This window comes from Pseudarthrobacter sp. NPDC092202, from assembly GCF_044755505.1.
GTDB lineage: Bacteria > Actinomycetota > Actinomycetes > Actinomycetales > Micrococcaceae > Arthrobacter.
On the sequence record NZ_JBIVRG010000001.1, the window covers coordinates 368,104 to 383,794 of the forward strand.

Annotated in this window: 9 protein-coding genes; 7 read left to right on the forward strand and 2 right to left on the reverse strand. The window is 67.2% G+C overall.

The genetic code is table 11. The features are described from left to right. Positions 1 to 59 precede the first annotated feature (59 nt). From ACIQF4_RS01820 to ACIQF4_RS01830, 3 genes are read left to right on the forward strand one after another with little or no spacing between them, the layout of a single operon-like run. Complete coding sequence (locus ACIQF4_RS01820) at positions 60 to 476, forward strand: MGMT family protein (protein WP_400514030.1); 417 nt, start codon at positions 60 to 62, stop codon at positions 474 to 476. Then, positions 473 to 3,820: an ATP-dependent helicase gene (locus tag ACIQF4_RS01825; protein ID WP_400514032.1), complete on the forward strand. Its 3,348-nt coding sequence runs from the start codon at positions 473 to 475 to the stop codon at positions 3,818 to 3,820. The genes ACIQF4_RS01820 and ACIQF4_RS01825 overlap by 4 nt, the downstream gene beginning before the upstream one ends. Further along, positions 3,817 to 7,512, forward strand: a complete 3,696-nt coding sequence (locus tag ACIQF4_RS01830) for an ATP-dependent helicase (protein ID WP_400514033.1) — start codon at positions 3,817 to 3,819, stop codon at positions 7,510 to 7,512. Before ACIQF4_RS01825 ends, ACIQF4_RS01830 begins: the two co-directional genes overlap by 4 nt. Before the next feature lie 12 nt (positions 7,513 to 7,524). Here ACIQF4_RS01830 and ACIQF4_RS01835 read toward each other — a convergent pair whose 3' ends face one another. Continuing rightward, positions 7,525 to 8,814, reverse strand: coding sequence for a macrolide 2'-phosphotransferase (locus tag ACIQF4_RS01835; RefSeq protein ID WP_400514035.1), 1,290 nt, complete (start codon positions 8,812 to 8,814; stop codon positions 7,525 to 7,527). Between the two features lie 140 nt (positions 8,815 to 8,954). Between ACIQF4_RS01835 and nudC the strand changes: the two genes are divergently transcribed. The 3 genes from nudC to ACIQF4_RS01850 are packed head-to-tail and all read left to right on the forward strand — an operon-like array spanning position 8,955 to position 12,769. Further along, entirely contained in the window at positions 8,955 to 9,977 is a 1,023-nt protein-coding gene (nudC, locus tag ACIQF4_RS01840; protein WP_350001830.1) for an NAD(+) diphosphatase, read from the forward strand. A 57-nt stretch (positions 9,978 to 10,034) separates the two neighbouring features. Next, on the forward strand, positions 10,035 to 12,170 hold the full coding sequence (locus tag ACIQF4_RS01845; protein WP_400514037.1) for an ATP-dependent DNA helicase UvrD2: 2,136 nt from the start codon (positions 10,035 to 10,037) through the stop codon (positions 12,168 to 12,170). Beyond that, entirely contained in the window at positions 12,170 to 12,769 is a 600-nt protein-coding gene (locus ACIQF4_RS01850; protein WP_350001825.1) for a M48 family metallopeptidase, read from the forward strand. Before ACIQF4_RS01845 ends, ACIQF4_RS01850 begins: the two co-directional genes overlap by 1 nt. Before the next feature lie 35 nt (positions 12,770 to 12,804). On the opposite strand, the gene ACIQF4_RS01855 is transcribed toward ACIQF4_RS01850, so the two are convergent. Beyond that, positions 12,805 to 14,337 (reverse strand): zinc-dependent metalloprotease, encoded by a 1,533-nt coding sequence (locus ACIQF4_RS01855; RefSeq protein WP_400514039.1) that lies wholly within the window; start codon positions 14,335 to 14,337, stop codon positions 12,805 to 12,807. A 321-nt stretch (positions 14,338 to 14,658) separates the two neighbouring features. Between ACIQF4_RS01855 and ACIQF4_RS01860 the strand changes: the two genes are divergently transcribed. Further along, the gene (locus ACIQF4_RS01860; RefSeq protein ID WP_400514353.1) at positions 14,659 to 15,687 is read left to right on the forward strand and encodes a PDZ domain-containing protein; all 1,029 of its coding nucleotides are present in this window, start codon (positions 14,659 to 14,661) and stop codon (positions 15,685 to 15,687) included. Positions 15,688 to 15,691: the final 4 nt, after the last annotated feature.

A 15,691-nucleotide genomic window follows, 5' to 3' on the forward strand; every position in this document is an offset into this window, starting at 1 on the left:
CAACGCTAAAGGGCACCACTGACAATTCCGTGGAGCGCCACTGCCGCTAGATTGGATCAATGCGGATTGAGTACGTGGACGCGGTGCTGGCCGTGGTGGAGCTGGTGCCCGCCGCTTCGGCCGTGGCGTACGGAGACGTCGCCGAGCTGCTGGGCTCGGGAGGCCCCAGGCAGGTAGGCAGCGTGATGAGCCACTACGGAAGCAGCGTGCCCTGGTGGTGGATCCTCAAGGCGAGCGGCCATGCACCTGCAGGGCATGAGGCCGAAGCACTCCGCCACTACCTTGCCGAGGGGACACCCCTGGTGGGCGCATATGTGGAATACGAACGGACCGGGGAAGGACGCTGGCGGGTGGATCTTCCGGCTGCGCGTTGGACGCCGACCGACGGTGAGCTGGACGTCATTGATGCCGTTGCCGGCGGGCTGGAGCGCCGGCTGCATGGATTGTCAGTGGCTGATGATGGAATGTCTGGGTGACAGTAACAACGCCTTTCACCGGCCCACGCGACGAGTACCGGGATGCTTCGCCGGCAGGTCCGGCACCTGATGCGGACTCAACTGCCGGCCCTGGAGGCGGCAGCCCTGACCGCAGTCATGGAAACCCTGAGGCAGCCGGCCTCAGGCTGCTGCCGCCGCGCCACATCCATGCGGTAGAGCCCCGGCTGACTGCCGACCAACAGGCCGCCGTTGATGTCCCCCAAGGAGCCGGCCCGGTCCTGATGCCCGGCGCTCCGGGAACAGGCAAGACCACCACCCTCGTCGAGGCCGCCGTCCGCAGGGCATTGCGGGACGGCGTGGATCCTGAGCGGATGCTGATTCTGGCACCCAGCCGCCTTGCCGCAGATACCCTTCGTGACCGCTTTACCGCACGGTTGGACAGGAGCCTGAGCACACCGCCGGCGCGTACCTGGGCCTCCTACGCCTTCGATGTCATCAGGAGGGCCAAAGCCGAAGGGCTTCTTTCCCTGTCAAGGCCGCCCAGGCTCCTCTCGGGCCCGGAGCAGGACCTTATTATCAAGGAGCTCCTTGAAGGACACCGGCTCCCGGGGCTGGAACTGCCCTGGCCGGCGGATATGGAGGGAGCGCTGGAAACGCGCGGTTTCCGGCAGGAAGTCCGGCAGTTGTTTGACCGGATCATCGAATCGGGGCGCACCCCGGAGGACCTTGTGCGGCTCGGACATGACTGCGGCAGGCCGGACTGGATTGCCGCTGCCGCGCTCTACTCGGAGTACCGGGACGTCCTGGACCTGCGGATGCCAGAGGCTTTCGACCCCGCCGGGATCATCACGGCTGCCCGGCAGATTTTCCAGGACTTTCCTGCGTTCCTGGCTGCGGAACGCGAGCGGCTGCAGGTCATCCTGGTAGACGACATCCAGGAGGCCAACCCCGCAGTCTTTGAGCTGCTGGCCGATATCGCCGGCGGTAAGGACTCCTTCGTAGCCTTCTGCCCGGACACCGTCGTCCAGGGCTTCCGGGGGGCAAGGCCAGACCTGGTGGCTGAGCTGCCGCACCTGCTGTCGCCCGGCGCCCCCGTTGTGGAGCGGCCGCTGCGGCACGCCCACCGGCAGAAACGCGCGGTTGCCGAAGCCTGGCTGAGCGTTGCCGGACGGATCTCCCAGAGGGCCGGCGGCCAGCTGGCCAGGCGTCTCGAGCACGACGGCGGCGGGGCGGAAGGGGCAGTGGAAGCACACCTCGTTCCGTCCGCCGTGCACGAACTGCGCTACGTGGCCCAGCGGATCCTGGACCAGCACATCAACCATGGCCGGGATTTGGCCGACGTCGCGGTCATTGTGCGCAACGGCGCGCAGGTCAGCGAGTTCCAGCGGTACCTGTCCGGCCAGGGGATCGCAGTAAGGGTCCCGGTGGCTGAGTCCGCTGTCCGGGACGAGGTAGCCGTCCGTCCGCTGCTTGATGCTTTCGCCATCGCGCTGGACCCGGCACTGCTCACCCCCGAGGCAGCAGTGTCGCTCCTGACCTCGCGTATCGGTGGAGCAACGTCCATCGAGCTCCGCCGGCTGCGGCAATCCCTGAGAAGGGAAGAAATCCTGGGCGGCGGAGGGCGGACCAGTGATGCGCTGCTGGTTGAGGCTCTGCTGGAGCCCGGTGCGCTGTCAACCCTCGGCATCGAGGGCAGTGCCGCACGGAGGGCGGCACGCATGATCCAGGCAGGCAGCCGGGCAGCTGCTGAACCCGGCGCCAACGCCGAGTCAGTCCTCTGGGCCCTTTGGAACTCCACAGGGCTCGCCGGCAGCTGGACCGCGACGGCTCTCTCCGGCGGACCCCACGGGGCCCGCGCGGACCGCGACCTGGACGCCATGATGGCGCTCTTCCACACCGCGGAGCGCTATGTGGACCAGATGCCCGGGGCGGGCCCTGAACAGTTCCTAGAATATCTCCTGAACCAGGAGCTGCCCATGGACACCCTTGCCGCCCGCGCCCAGGTGGACGACGCCATCGAACTTATGACTCCTGCCAGTGCAGCCGGGCGTGAATGGCCGGTGGTGATTGTTGCCGGCCTCCAGGAGGGCGTCTGGCCCAACACCCGGCTCCGCGGCGAGCTCCTGGGCAGCACCCTGTACAGCGATGCGGTGGAGCACGGCGCCGGCTATGCCCTGCAGCGGGATCCCTTGAGCCGGCTTCGCGATATCCGGTATGACGAGCTCCGCAGCTTTTCAACTGCGGTGTCCCGCGCCTGCGACCTTCTGGTCTGCACCGCGGTATCTTCGGAAGACGAACAGCCCTCCTCCTTCCTTGATTACGTGGCACCGTTGGCGCCCGGACAGGAAACCCGGGGCTTCACATCTGTGGAGCGCCCCATGACGCTGCGGGCGCTTGTTGCCGAGCTGCGACAGCATGCCCAGCTGGACGGAAGGGACGCTCCGCAGGCTGAGGAAGCGGCCAGGGTGCTTGCACGCCTGGCCAAGGCGGAGCCGCCGGTTCCGGGCGCGCATCCACAGAACTGGTGGGGTCTTCCGCCGCTGAGCTCCGAAGCGGCAGTGGTTCCACCGGGCGGTACGGTCTTCGTTTCGCCGTCAAAAGTGGAGACAGTCCAGAAATCACCGCTTGACTGGTTCGTCCAGGCCGCTGGGGGCGAAGCTGCCCCCGACTTCGCCCGCAGCCTGGGCACCCTGGTTCACGCGATTGCCCAGGAACTGCCGGACGCGTCCGGCGCCGAGTACGTCGCTGAACTCGTCCGGCGCTGGCCTGCGCTGGGCATGAAGGACAACTGGGAGGGCAGGCTTGATTTCCAGCGTGCCGAGTCCATGGTGCGAAAGCTGGCCCAGTATGTCCTCCTGATGCGCAGCGACGGCAGGAGCCTCGTTGGAGTGGAACAGGATTTCGAGGTGGCGCTAGGCGGGGTCCCTGTTGACGACGCCCCTGACCGGGACGCCGTCCTGCGCGGCCAGGTGGACCGTCTGGAGATAGATGCCGAGGGCAGGCTGGTGATCGTGGATCTGAAGACGGGGAAACGCCAGCCAGGCAAGGCAGAACTGGCGCGGCATCCGCAGTTGGGTGCCTACCAGGCCGCTGTGCTCGCCGGCGGGTTCGACGACGGTCCGGGCAGCCAGGCTCCAGTGCCCGGCGGGGCTGTGCTGGCCCAGCTGGGAACCGGAGCGAAAAGTCCGGCCATCCAGCAGCAGGACCCGATCGATCCCCAGGACAACTGGGCCCTTGACATGGTGAAGGATGCGGCGTCGGTGATGGGAGGCAGCGCCTTTGAAGCTCGGCATGATCCGTCCAAAGGCAGCCACGGCGGCCATGGCTGCCGGCTCCCCGAGGTCTGTCCGTTGTGTGTGCGTGGAAGGCAAGTGACTGAATGATGCAGGATGTGCAAGAGCAGGAGGCTTCCTTTTCTGCCGCGCCATCGGCTGCCATCCCCTTGGCTGCCGGGCACGGGGCCGGTGCCGCCACACCGCCCCCGCCGCGGTTCAGCCCGGAAGAGCTATCTGTGCTTCTGGGTGAAAAAAACGTTCCCACCCCGGAACAGTCGGCCATCATTGCCTCGCCGCTGACTCCTCGGCTGGTCATTGCGGGGGCGGGATCGGGGAAGACGGCCACTATGGCCGACCGCGTGGTCTGGCTTGTGGCCAACGGTTGGGTGAGGCCGGAGGAAGTGCTGGGCGTGACCTTTACTCGGAAAGCAGCCGGTGAACTGGCATCCCGCATCCGTGCGAAGCTGGCTGCCCTCCAGCGCCTGGTTGCCCAGGACAAGATGGCCCAGGACAAAATGGCGCAGGACAAGGCTGCCCGGGATGATGGTCGTGGGGTATTTCCGGAGGGACTGCTCAGCAGCGATGCCCTGGAACCGAAAGTCTCGACTTACCACTCGTTCGCCAGCGGCATCGTTTCCGATTACGGGCTCCGGCTTGGTGTGGAGCGTGACGTGGTCCTGTTGGGCGGCGCCCAGGCCTGGCAACTCGCCAGTGAGGTCGTGGAGGCCTATGACGGCGAATACGGGCATTTCCGGGCTGCCAAGTCCACGCTTGTGAAGGCGGTTATCCAGCTGGCCGGTGAGTGCGCCGAGCACCTCCAGGAGCCCGAGGACGTTGAAGCGTGGCTCATGGCGCGGTTGTCCGACTTCGAGTCACTCCCTTACCTTGCCGATAAGAAGAAGAACCCCCCGCAGGCAGTGGCCGATCTCGCCGGGATGCTGCGGACTAGGGCAAGCGTGGCTGACATGGTTGGACGCTATGCGGCGGCCAAACGGGCGCGGGGTGCACTGGACTTCGGTGACCTGGTCGCCCTCGCCGCCCGTGTGGCGCAGGAAGTCCCCCTGGCTGCCCAGATGGAGCGGCAGCGCTATAAGGTGGTCCTGCTGGACGAGTTCCAGGACACCTCGCACGCCCAGCTGGTCCTGTTCTCACGGCTCTTCGGCGGCGGGCACGCGGTGACGGCCGTGGGTGATCCCAACCAGTCGATATACGGATTCCGTGGCGCCTCGGCGGGGCAGCTCTTCCATTTTGTCCGGGAGTTTCCGGTGAGGACGGGGACGGGCGGTAAGGGTGCAGCGGAGGAAATCGCCGTAGGGAAAGAGACAGTGGAAGACGCCGGGACCTGGGCTCCTGCGCCGACGTCCTACCTGACAACGGCGTGGCGGAACGGGCGGTCGATCCTGGCGGCGGCCAACGTCATGTCCGAATCCCTGGGACGGGCGGCGGCGCAGCGCGGCCCGGCCGGCGGGGGAGGGGCTGCGGCTCCCGAAGTGCCGCCGCTGCAGCCCAGTCCGCACGCAGCAGCGGGATCTGTGGTGCTGGGCCGTTTTGCCAGCGACGTGGACGAAGCCACCGCGCTCGCTGAGGACATCCTGAAATACCGAGTGACGGACTTTGAGCTCACGCCCGACGGTTCCCCGGTTCCGCCCGCCATCGCCGTGCTGTGCCGGCGTCGTGCCCAGATGGAACCCATCCGCCGCCAGCTGGAGGCCCGCGGGATTGCCTACGAGATCGTCGGTCTTGGCGGCCTCCTGGATACTCCGGAAATTGTGGATCTCGTGGCCACCTTGCGTGTACTCGCCGACCCCGGCCGCTCCGACGCGCTGATGCGCCTGCTGGCGGGGGCCCGCTGGCGGATAGGCCCGGCAGATTTGATGGCGCTGAGGGACTGGTCCAGCCAGCTGGCCCGGCGGCGCGGCCAGGCAGGAGCGGCCGACGACAACGCCCCGGACGGCGAACCGGCCGTCCTGGAGGGCGACCTGACAGACGCCGCCAGCCTGGTGGAGGCGCTGGACTGGCTGCCGCGGGAAGGGTGGACCTCATCGAACGGCAGGTCCCTTACACCTGCCGGGCGCGGGCGGATGCTTCGGCTTTCCACGGAACTGCGCCAGCTCCGGGGGTACCTGGGAGACGACCTCACCACGCTGCTGGGGGAAGTGGAAAGGGCGATGCTCCTCGATATCGAGGTTGCCGCACGGCCGGGCATCAGCATCCACCAGGCCCGCAGGAACCTTGATGCCTTCCAGGACGCAGCCGCGGGCTTCCTGCGGACCTCCCAGCGCGTCGACATCCTCGCATTTTTGTCCTGGCTGGAGGCGGCGTCAGCTGAAGAGAACGGCCTGGAAGCACCGCCAAGCGATGTCAACCGTGAGGCTGTCCAGCTGCTCACCGTGCACGCCTCCAAGGGCCTGGAATGGGACGTTGTCTTTGTGCCGGGGCTTAATGCCAAGGACTTTCCCAGCGACCGCGACTCGCGCTGGAGCAGCGGATCAGCTGCCCTGCCCTGGCCGCTGCGCGGCGACCGGGCGGATTTGCCCCAGTGGGACCTGGACCAGCCGGACCAAAAAGGGTGGCTGGACGCGGAAAAGGACTTCAAGGCAGCCGTCCAGGCGCATGGGGAGTCCGAGGAGCGCCGCTTGGCATACGTGGCTTACACACGGGCCAAGCACGTCCTTTGGGCGTCCAGCGCAGCGTGGGTAGGGTCCAGGTCCGGGCGGGCTGAAATGTCGCCGTTCCTTGCAGAACTGGAGCCACTGGCCGCACCGGCCCGCGGGGGTGCTCCAGTGCTGGCAGGCATTCATCCGCGCTCGGTTGAGGAAGCTTCCTTGCCGGAGGCCAGCCCACTGACTGTCGGCGTGGAGGTGGCCGGCTGGCCCTACGATCCGTTGGAGGGGCCGGTGGATCCCCGGACGGGAGAGCGCCTTCGCCTTGCCGGGGGCCGCAGGAACGCCATGGAAAGGGCATCCGTCCGGGTGATGGCTGAGTTGGAAGCCCTGCAGGACGGGAGTGTGCTGCCCCTGCGGGGCGTCGGAGTGCCGGCGGGTGCTGTGCCAGGCCAAGACACCTTGATAGCCCCTCATCCGCCGTTGGCCGGCCCGGCTGCCGGCTGGGCGCGTGAAGCGGCGCTGCTGCTGGAACGCCGGGCAAGGAAGTCGTCCGTGCAGGAGGTCCACCTCCCCAGCCACATCTCTGCATCCACCCTGGTGGACCTGGGTGAAGACCCGGGGGCGGTGCTCTGGCAGCTCCGCAGGCCCGTACCGCGGGAGCCAGGCATGTCGGCGCGGAAGGGAACGGCTTTCCACGCCTGGGTGGAAGAGTACTTCGGAAGCGCAGGCATGCTCGACCTCGGCGAGGCGCCCGGCTCGGATGACCACATCGATGCGGCGTATGACCTGGACGCCATGGTGGCCACTTTCCGGTCGTCCCCGTGGGCCCACCGTTCGCCTGCCTTTGTGGAGGTGCCGGTGGAGACGCGGGTTGGGGACGTGGTGGTCCGTGGACGGATCGACGCCGTCTTCCAGGACGCGGACGGCCGCTGGGACCTGGTGGACTGGAAGACCGGGCGGCGGCCATCGGGGGCCCAGCTGCGGTCCCGGGCAGTGCAGCTTGCCGTGTACCGCCTGGCATGGTCGCGGCTGAAAGACGTGCCCCTGGAGGATGTCAGGGCGGCGTTCTTCTACGTGGCGGACGACGAGATTGTGCGGCCCCATGACCTCGCATCCGCCGGGCAGTTGGAGGAGATAGTCGCCGCTGCCTTTACCGCTGCCGGAAAGGCGCCTCGCGGACGTCCCCTTGCCTAAGCGCCCTTCGGGCTAGTTCTTGTGGACCTCAACAATGGCGAGGGCCGCCGTCGACGTGTCATCCGGACCGCCCGGTACGTCCGGGGAGTTGGTCGTTGCACCGTCGCCGGTGCTGCTTCCCGCACCGGCACCGCCTTCAGCGCCGGCCGGTGCTGGTGTCGGGTCTGCGGGTATCGGTGTCACGTGCACAGCCGGCTGGTCTGCCGGAACCGGAATGACGGTGACCGGAGGCACGGGGGTGGGTGCACCGCCGTCGGCCGCCCGCATGCCAGGGCCGGCTCCGGCCCCTGCGGCATGTGCTCCGGAAAGCGGCGCAGCGGGCGCGGCCGCGCCGGGAACCGCGGCAGCCGCCGCGGACGGAAGGGGTTCCACGCTGATGGGCTGGCCGCCGTGTTCTGCAATGTCGCTGGCCAGGGTGGCCAGCATCTCCTCTGCCTCGGCAACCATGGTGGCGTCTCCGGCTGCGATGCCCTTGACCAGGTACTGGGCCAGGGCGAATTCAGCTGAGAGCGCTGCCCGCCGCAGCAGGTGCTTGTCAGGCTTGTCCCGGCGGGCGGTGGTGTACGCGTCCAGGACGGCGTCCACAAAGTCCTGCTCGTTGGATGCGACCAGCCAGGCGAAGTCGTCCGCGGGGTCGCCGATGCGGAGGTCGGTCCAGCCGGTCACGGCGGTGACCCTTGGGCCTTCCACGAGAAGGTTGTCCTCATGGAGATCGCCATGCACCACGGAGGGATTGAAGCGCCACAAGGAGACGTCCTCAAGGGCGTGCTCCCAGCGCAGCAGCAGGGCCGGAGGGATTTTGCCCGTAGTGGCCGCCTGGTCCAGCTCGTTCAGCCTGCGCTGCCGGAATTCGTTCGGGGTGTAGCTGGGCAGGTCGGCGTTGCTGACGATAGCGCGGGGAAGATCGTGAATGGCCGCCAGTGCCGCACCGATTTCCCGGGCCAGGGCATCCGGCCCGGCCGTCAGTTCCTCGACGCTGCGGGTGATCCCGCCCAAATGTGAGTAGACGAACGTGGTCAGGCTTCCCAGGCGCACGCTGCCCGCAACCGTAGGCATCAGGAAGGGCAGCTCGGCGCGGATAGCCGGGGCGAAGGCACGCAGGACCAGGAATTCTGTTTCGAGCCGGGCGCTGGCCTCGGCATGGCGCGGCGACCTGACCCGCCAGCGCTTTCCCTCCGAGTCAAGGAGCAGCGCTGAGTCGAAGTCCGCGGGGTCATCCGGGGCAGAGCTGACTGCCGTCGGGGTCAGGCCGGGAACGGCCGCGGTTGCAACGGCTGCCAATTCAATCGCTTTTCTTCTCACCTTTCAACGGTAGATTGCCCGCGGACCGTGAGGCCGGTCCGGCGGCGGCGAGTCTTGAGATACCTGAAAATCAGGGGGGGTGCTGCCGCGTGGCCAGGCTACAAATGTCAATTGTCAGCCCCAGTCAGTACGGTTGACGTATGAGCCACGCGGAGTCTGTTACACCGGTCTACCAGGGGCAGCCTGCAACGCTGCCTGCGAACCACCTCATGGACACACTGCTCCCTGTCAGGCCGGCGCTGGTGGACCGCGGGTCGGTTGTCCGGACGGCCCCCGGAATCGTGGATGACCAATTGGCCAGTCCCGAAACGCTTGCAGTTGTCCTGTCGGGGCGGCAGGGCCTCGTTCAGGACGATCGCCTGTGCCTGGCTCCCGCGCAGCCGCTGCTCCAGGACCTCACTGCAGCCGGGTCGTCGCCCGAACTCGTCATCTACCTGGGTTCCGCGCTTCCGGATTCGGATCTGCCGGCTGGAACCGGCCTCCTGCTGTATGTCCTGCCGGAGCAAGTAACTCCGGGCACCGCGGGCATCCCTTCCGATGCCCGCTGGGCCGGCTTTCGTGAGGTTGCTGGCGGCCTGAGCGCAACGCACACCGCCCTTTTCGTTGAAGCCAGCGCCATCACCAACTGGCACGCCGGGCACACGCACTGCCCGCGCTGCGGGACCTCCACAAACGTGGAGGCAGGCGGTTGGGTGCGCCGGTGCCCCGCGGACTCCTCGGAACACTACCCGCGGACTGACCCGGCCATCATTGTCACTGTGGTGGGCCCTGACGGCCGGCTGCTGCTGGGCGGCGGCGGTCCGCAGGACGCCCGGAACTATTCCACACTGGCTGGCTTCGTGGAGCCCGGGGAGTCCCTTGAACAGGCAGTAGTCCGCGAGATTTTTGAGGAGGTGGGAGTCAAGGTGACTGCCTGCCAGTACCTCGGATCGCAGTCGTGGCCGTTCCCCGCCTCCCTTATGCTTGGATTTACCGCCATCACTGAAGACACCGAGGCAAGGCCCGACGGCGTTGAGGTCACCAGGGCGCGCTGGTTCAGCCGCGAAGAACTCCAGGAGGCTGTGCTCGCCGGTGATATCACCATTTCGAGCCGGCTTTCCATTGCCCGCTCGCTCATAGAGCACTGGTATGGCGGACGCATCCAGGACCGGCCGGGGGACTGACCTACTACGAATCCACCAGACTCCAGCACGCGGTAGTCGAGACAAAGAGCAGCAGAAGTGACTACAGAAGATTTTGACGGGGCAGCATCGCTTGAGGACCGCATCCTGGGAGGCCTGGACGCGGAGCAGCGGGAGGTGGCCAGCACCCTGAACGGCCCGCTGTGCGTCCTGGCCGGGGCAGGAACGGGCAAGACCCGTGCCATCACCCACCGCATCGCCTACGGCGTCCACTCCGGGGTCTACTCGCCGCAGCGGCTGCTGGCCGTGACTTTTACGGCCCGCGCTGCTGCGGAAATGCGGAGCCGGCTGCGTGACCTTGGAGCAGGCAACGTCCAGGCGCGAACGTTCCACGCCGCGGCGCTGCGCCAGCTTCAGTTCTTCTGGCCGCAGGCTGTCGGCGGGACCCTGCCCAACCTCCTGGACCACAAGGCCCAGATGCTGGCGGAGGCCGCACGGCGGCTACGGCTCAGCACCGACAGGGCATCCATCCGCGACCTCGCCTCGGAAATCGAGTGGGCCAAAGTGTCCATGCTGACGCCGGCGAACTATCTGGAGAACGCGCAGGACCGGGGTGCCCCGGGCGGCTTCGACCTCACCGCCGTGGCAAGGGTCTTCCAGTCCTACGAGGACGTGAAGACGGACCGCAACGTTATTGACTTCGAGGACGTCCTGCTGATCACGGTGGGAATTCTCCAGGAGGACGAGAAAGTCGCTGCCACTGTCCGCGAGCAGTACCGCCACTTCGTGGTGGACGAGTACCAGGACGTTTCCCCTCTGCAGCAGCGTCTCCTCGAACTGTGGCTGGGCGGCCGCGACGAGCTCTGCGTGGTCGGCGATGCCAGCCAGACCATCTATTCGTTCACGGGGGCGTCCCCCAAACACCTGCTGGAGTTCAAGGCACGGTATCCGCAGGCCAACGTGGTCAAGCTCATCCGTGACTACCGCTCCACGCCGCAGGTGGTGAAGCTCGCGAACGACCTTCTGGCAGGCAGGCGCAGCAGGGGTCCCGTGGCCGACGCCGCCTGGGCGGCGCCCCTTCAGCTCGTGGCCCAGCGGCCGGCGGGACCGGCACCACAGTTTACCGAGTGCGCGGATGACGAGGCCGAGGCCGCCACTGTTGCCCAGAAGATCAAGGCACTGCTCGACGCCGGCACGCCCGCCAGCGAGGTGGCTGTCCTGTTCCGCACCAACGGCCAGTCCGAGGCATACGAGCAGGCCCTGGCCGCCGCCGGCATCGGGTACCAGTTGCGCGGCGGTGAGCGGTTCTTCGCCCGCAAAGAGGTGCGCGACGCCATCCTGCAACTGCGCGCAGCAACCCGGGCTGTGGCGGAAACGGACTCCCCGCAACCGCTCGGGCAGCTGGTCCGGGACATCGTCTCCTCGCTCGGCTACACGGATTCGGCCCCGCACAGCGGCGGCGCCCTCCGGGAGCGCTGGGAGTCCCTTGCCGCGCTGGTTGCCCTCGCCGACGAACTGGTTCAGGTACGCGGCCCACAGTTTAGCCTGGCCGACTTCGTCAACGAACTCCAGGAACGTTCCCTGGCCCAGCACGCCCCCACCGTCCAGGGGGTGACCCTTGCCTCGCTCCACGCCGCCAAGGGCCTGGAATGGGATGCCGTGTTCCTGGTTGGCCTCAGTGAGGGCCTGATGCCCATCTCCTTTGCTGACTCACCGGAATCGGTGGACGAGGAACGCCGGCTCCTGTACGTGGGAATCACCCGTGCCCGTGAACACCTTTCGCTGTCATGGTCCACCGCCCGGACCCCGGGAGGCCGCGCCAACCGCAAACCCTCACGGTTCCTCGACGGGCTGCGTCCGGACTCCGTGGCCAGTTCAAGCACCCGGGGGAAGGTGACGGTGACCCGCAGGAAAGCCGCGGCTCCCGCCATGTGCAGGGTCTGCGGAAGCATGCTCGGCACAGGGGCGGAACGCAAAGTGGGCCGGTGCAACTCCTGCCCGCCGGGCTACGAGGAGCAGACCTTCGACGCCCTCCGGAACTGGCGCCGGGAAGTTGCCCTCTCCGCGGAGGTGCCCGCATTCGTGGTGTTTACCGACGCAACCCTGACGGCCATTGCCGAAGCCCGGCCCGCTTCGCTCGAAGAGCTCGCCCGGCTGGCAGGTGTAGGCCCTTCAAAGCTGGAACGGTATGGGGAAGACGTCCTGCGTGTCTTGACGGAAAGCACGTCTCTGTAATGGCCGGCCACTCCGCGAGGCATACGGTGGCGGCTGCTTCTTCGATAACCACGGAAGACGGTGCGCCTGTAGTGGTACGGCGTTCGTCACGGCGCACCCGCACCGTAGCCGCTTTTTGGGAGAACGGGACCGCGGTGGTCGCGATACCCGCCCGGTTCACTGCTGCCCAGGAGGCTGAGTGGGTGCACAAGATGGTGGCCAAACTGCAGCGCCAAGGGGAGCGGCGGGCAGCAGCGGGCAGGAGGCGACCGGCCACGGACGCTGCCCTCGCCGAACACGCGGCCCAACTGTCCGCCAAATACCTGGGAGGACGTGCCGTGCCGACGTCGGTGCGCTGGGTCAGCAATCAGAACTCGCGATGGGGCTCTGCCACCCCGGCAGAGGGAACCATCAGGCTTTCGGACAAGCTGCGCCCCATGCCCCAGTGGGTGATCGACTACGTCCTGCTCCATGAGTTGGCCCACCTGCTGGTGGCCTCCCACAACTCGGCCTTCTGGAAGCTGCTTGAAGCCTATCCAGAGACGCAGCGGGCCAAGGCGTTCCTTGAGGGTGTCTCCTTCGCCACCGGACGCGGCCTGGCCGATCCCGACGCCGACTGACTGCATCCCGCAAACAGCCAGCGCCGGGCGGCGTCCTAACCTTTCGGCTGGCCCTCCTGGCCCTCCTGGCCGCCCTTGTCGTCCTTGCCTTCGTCCGGACGTCCGTCGTCGTCCTTCACAGCATTGTCCCGACCGGCTGCGTTGTCCTGACCGGCTGCGTTGTCCTGCCCGGCAGCGCCGTCCCGTCCGCCGTCGCCAGTGCCTTCTTCCGGCTCAGGTGCGGAGTCGAAGCCGCCACTGAGGAGCTTCTGCAGGGCGTCGTCCACTTCGCTGTCGCTGGCCTCAGCCAGCTTGCGGCGGCCGCTGAAACCCTTGGGATCGTCCAGGTCCTCGGCGGTGGGCAACAGGTCCGGGTGGTGCCAGATGGCGTCCCGGCCCTCGATGCCGCGCTCTTCCTTGAGGGTGGCCCACAACGTGGCAGCATCCCGCAGCCTGCGGGGCCGCAGCTCCAGGCCGACCAGGGAAGCGAAAGCGTGCTCCGCCGGGCCGCCGGTTGCACGGCGCCGCCGCACGGTCTCGCGCAGCGCGCCCGCAGACGGCAGAACCTTTTCGGTGGCCGCCGCGGTGAGTTCGTCCACCCAGCCCTCCACCAGGGCCAGGGCGGTCTCGAGCTTCTCCAGGGCCTGTTCCTGGGCAGGCGTCCGCTGCGGCATAAAGACCCCTTGCGACAGGGCTTCCTGGATGCCTTCCGGGTTGCTGGGGTCAAGGTCCCGGGCGAGCTCCTCAATGCGTGAGGTGTCGATGTGGATGCCGCGGGCGTACGCCTCAATTGCACCCAGCAGGTGCCCGCGGAGCCAGGGGACCTGGACAAACAGCCGGGCGTGGGCTGCTTCCCGCACGGCAAGGAAAAGCCGGATGTCATTCTCGGGCAGGGACAGGCCCTCCCCGAACGCCGCGACGTTGGACGGCAGCAGCGCCATCTCAAGGTCCGCGAGGGGGACGCCGATATCGGTGGAACTGACCACATCAGCGGACAGGGCACCGATCGCCTGACCCAGCTGCATGCCAAAGATCGCGCCGCCCATGTTCTGGAGCATCGAGGACGCCCCGCCCATCATGAACTTCATTTCCTCGGGCATCTGCTCCGTCATGGCGGAGGACAGGGCATTGGCGATGCTGTTGGCCACCGGCTCGGTGAGCCGTTTCCAGGTGCCCAGCGTCGCCTCAACCCATTCCGCCCGGGACCAGGCCCGGCCGATCAGGCCGGTGGCGGGAAGATCCGTGACGGGGTCCAGCCACAGTTCCGCCAGGCGCAGTGCCTCGTCAACCTCGCGCGACTGCTGGGACGTTACCGACGGGTCGCTTCCGCTCGCGGCTACGCGGCGGGCGTTGTCATGGGCAAGCTGCCAGTTGACGGGGCCCTCGGACGGGGCGCTCATCATTGCCTGCACCTGGGAGAACATCTGGGCCAGCAGGTTGGGGTCGTTCGGAAGCCCTGCAGCCTTGGCCAGCTCGGCGGGGTCGAAATTCTCCATCCCCTTGCCGCCCATCAGGTTCTGCAGCATCTCGGTCAACGGATCCTTGGGGGTGTCGTCGCCGTTGGACGGATTGAGTGGATTGGAGGTCATGATCCCGCCGATCGTCGGTGTGGCTGTCAACCTTCACGGTACCCCGGCCATGGTCGGCTGTCTGCCGGACTGCGTTGCCGTTCGCTCTAGGCAAAGAGCTGGCATACACCGGCACCGCGTAGTCTTGGTTGGGTGACTACAACCCGCGGCGGCCACCCCTCAGAGGACCACGCTCCTGAGCTTTTCACCCGCAACCTGCCGGCGGAAACAGGCGAAACGCCCCTGCCCCGCACACCTGGCCATGAAGAAAAGGCCGACGACGGCACGGCGGACGGAGCGCCTGCTGCGGAACGCGCACCCCGGGACAGGAAAGTGTCGGCGATGCTCCTCGCGGGAATGTCGGCGCTGGGCCTGGGAATCGCCGTGGGCACCCTTCCCGTGCCGTACGTCGTGGAGTCGCCCGGACCGACGTACAACACCCTGGGTGAAAGCCAGGGGAGCCCGGTCATCAGCATCAGCGGCCGCGAAACGTACCCGGCCAAGGGAAACCTTGACCTGACCACGGTCTATGTGGACGGCGGACCAAACGGGCCAGTCAGCATCCTTGATGCGTTCTCGGCGTGGATCGATCCTTCCAAGGCGGTCCATCCAGTGGAACTGCTCTATCCCACGGGAACCACCAAGGAAGAGGCCGAGGAACAGAGTTCCGTGGCCATGACCACTTCGCAGGAGAACGCCGTCGCCTCTGCCCTGACGGAGCTTGATATTCCCTTTGGGCAGCAGCTTCAGGCAGCCGACCTCTCCGAGAATTCCGCTTCGGCCGGAAAGATCGAGCCCGGCGACATCCTGAAAACCATTAACGGCAGGGACATCACCGCACTGGCGGTCGTCCAGGAGGAGTTGGCTGCGGGAAACGGCGCGCCGGTTTCCGTGGTGGTGGAGCGTGACGGGCAGCCGGTCACGGAAACCATCACCCCCAAGGACAACGGCGAGGGCCGCTTCATCCTCGGAGTGATGCTCAAGTACCTCTTCACCTTCCCGTTCGATGTCGAGATCTCGCTCGAGAAAGTCGGCGGCCCCAGCGCAGGGCTGATGTTTTCCCTTGGCATCATCGACACCGTCACGCCAGGGGATCTGACCGGCGGCAAGCACATTGCGGGCACCGGCACCATCTCCCCGGACGGCCTGGTGGGACCCATCGGCGGCATCGAACAGAAACTCCAGGGGGCGCGGGCCGGGGGAGCGACGCTGTTCCTTGCACCCGCCGCAAATTGCCCGGAGGTTGCAGGTCGCATCCCCGATGGCCTGCAGGTGGTCCGGGTGGAGACCCTGGCGGAGGCACGCGACGCAGTCGAACGTGCGGGTAACGGTCAGGACACGTCCGGCCTCCCGGCGTGCCCCGGCAACTAGACTG

Bases quoted from the DNA above. Each gene is read 5' to 3' on its own strand.
- ACIQF4_RS01830 (WP_400514033.1), top strand. From the start codon at position 3,817: ATGATGCAGGATGTGCAAGAGCAGGAGGCTTCCTTTTCTGCCGCGCCA.
- nudC (WP_350001830.1), top strand. From the start codon at position 8,955: ATGAGCCACGCGGAGTCTGTTACACCGGTCTACCAGGGGCAGCCTGCA.
- ACIQF4_RS01820 (WP_400514030.1), top strand. From the start codon at position 60: ATGCGGATTGAGTACGTGGACGCGGTGCTGGCCGTGGTGGAGCTGGTG.
- ACIQF4_RS01855 (WP_400514039.1), bottom strand. From the start codon at position 14,337: ATGACCTCCAATCCACTCAATCCGTCCAACGGCGACGACACCCCCAAG.
- ACIQF4_RS01850 (WP_350001825.1), top strand. From the start codon at position 12,170: ATGGCCGGCCACTCCGCGAGGCATACGGTGGCGGCTGCTTCTTCGATA.
- ACIQF4_RS01860 (WP_400514353.1), top strand. From the start codon at position 14,659: ATGCTCCTCGCGGGAATGTCGGCGCTGGGCCTGGGAATCGCCGTGGGC.